This window comes from Candidatus Streptomyces philanthi, from assembly GCF_059553635.1.
On the sequence record NZ_JCANQV010000541.1, the window covers coordinates 1 to 1,891 of the forward strand.

Consider the following 1,891-nt stretch of genomic DNA (forward strand, 5'->3'; position numbering starts at 1 on the left):
GACTCCGCGCGGGCCAGGGAGGCGGCCAGCCGGAGCGGGTCCGGGCGGAGCAGGAAGCGGATGAGGGCCCAGCCGCAGAGGAAGGCGGCGAGGGAGAAGACGAAGGTGCCGGCCTCCTCGGGGAGGCCCAGGGCGCGGGCGACGGGTTCGCCGGGGCCGGTGAGGTTGGGGCCGATGACGCTGCCGACGGTGGTGGACCACACCACGAGGGAGAGGGCGCGGGCCCGGTGGGCGTCGTCGGCCAGGTCGGTGGCGGCGTACCGGGACTGGAGGTTGGCGGCGGTGCCCGCGCCGAGCAGGAGGGTTCCGGTGAGCACCAGCGCGGCCAGGCCGAGCCGGGCGGCGAGCAGGACGACGAGGGTGCCGGCCGCGGCGATGAGCCAGCCGGCGCCGAGTCCGGCGCGGCGGCCCCGGGCCCGGGAGAGCGCGGCGAGCGGGATGCCGAGGACGGCGGCGCCGAGGGTGGCGGAGGTGCTCGACAGGCCCGCGACGGCGTCCGACCCGGTGAACCGGTTGACCAGCAGGGATCCCGACGACAGTGTCGAGCCGATCCCGATCCCGGCCACCACCTGGGCGGACATCAGGACCCGTACGGTGCGCCGCTGCACCGCGGCGCGGTCGGGGACCGGGGGCCGGCCGCCGGGTATGAGGGGGTCCGGGGTGCCATGGCCGGCCGGGGCGGAGGAACTTTGCTCGGTACCTGACATGCGGCACAGCGTAGGCGGCGCCCCGGGGCCGTCCCTCCCGGATTTCCGGCCGCTCCGGCACCGGCGCGTACTACGGGTACCGTTCGACCGCATGGGGCCGGAAGTGACGATCGAAGCCGAGATCACCGTGCGCAGGGCGCTGGAGCTGCCGGCGCTGCGGCGCGGGCTGCCGGAGGTGCTGGCGGGCGGGGACCGGCTGGACCGCACGGTGCGCTGGGTGCACGCCGGGGAGGTCCCGCACATCGCCTCCCTCCTCAAGGGCGGCGAGCTGCTGCTGACGACCGGCCTGGGCGTGGGGGCGCGGCCGTCGGAGCAGCGCGCGTTCGTCCACCAGCTCGCCGACCGCAAGGTGGCCGCCCTCGTGGTGGAACTGGGGTCGCGGTTCGCCGCACTGCCCCCGGCGATGGTGGACGCGGCCCGCGAACGGGGACTGCCGCTGGTGCAGCTGCACCGCGAGGTCCCGTACGTCACGGTGACCGAGGAGATCCACACCGAGATCGTCAACAGCCACTACACCCTGCTGCGCCGCGCCGACGCACTGCTGCGCCGCTGCACCGACACGCTGCTGAGCGGCGGCGGGGCCCCCGAGGTGCTGCGGCTGCTGGCGGACTTCACCGGCAACCCGCTGTGCCTGGAGGCGCCCGACGGCAGCCCCCTGTACGCGGCGGGGCCCGAGGGCGGGCCGGGGGACGCCGATCCGCTGCTCGCGTGGGAGGGCCTGCGGGAGACCGGGGTACGTGTCGACGTCCCCGGCGGCGGCCACGGCCCGGACGCGGTGCGCGCCCGTCTCGTCCTGCTGCCGGTGAACACGCCGACGGCGCCGGTGCACCGCATCGCCGCCGAACGGGCCGCCGGGCTGCTGGCCGTCGTCATGCTCCAGTCCCGCCAGGAGGAGGTGCTCGCCGCCCGGGGACGCGGGGACTTCCTCGCCGATCTGGCGGAGGGGCGGATCTCGGCGGCGGAGGCCCCGGGGCAGGCGCGGCTGCTGGGGTTCCGTCCCGGGGACGGCCCGGTGCTCCCGGTGGTGATGCGGCTGTCCTCGGGACTGCCGTCCGCGGGCAGCTGGGCGGTCCTCGCGCGGGCGCTGCGCGAGGAACTGGCCGCCACCGGGGTGCCGGTGCTACTGGGGGTGCGGCCGGTGGAGGGCCGGGTGCCGCTGCTCGCGGCGCTGCGTACGGGGCAGG

At 77.0% G+C, this 1,891-nt stretch carries 2 protein-coding genes; one reads left to right on the forward strand and one right to left on the reverse strand.

All coding sequences use genetic code 11. From position 1 onward, the window contains the following. A partial coding sequence (locus AC51EU_RS30005; protein ID WP_496270243.1) for an MFS transporter occupies positions 1 to 707 on the reverse strand: 707 nt, incomplete at its 3' end. A 91-nt stretch (positions 708 to 798) separates the two neighbouring features. Between AC51EU_RS30005 and AC51EU_RS30010 the strand changes: the two genes are divergently transcribed. Then, positions 799 to 1,891, forward strand: a 1,093-nt coding sequence (locus tag AC51EU_RS30010; protein WP_496270244.1) for a PucR family transcriptional regulator ligand-binding domain-containing protein, incomplete at its 3' end; no start/stop codon positions are given.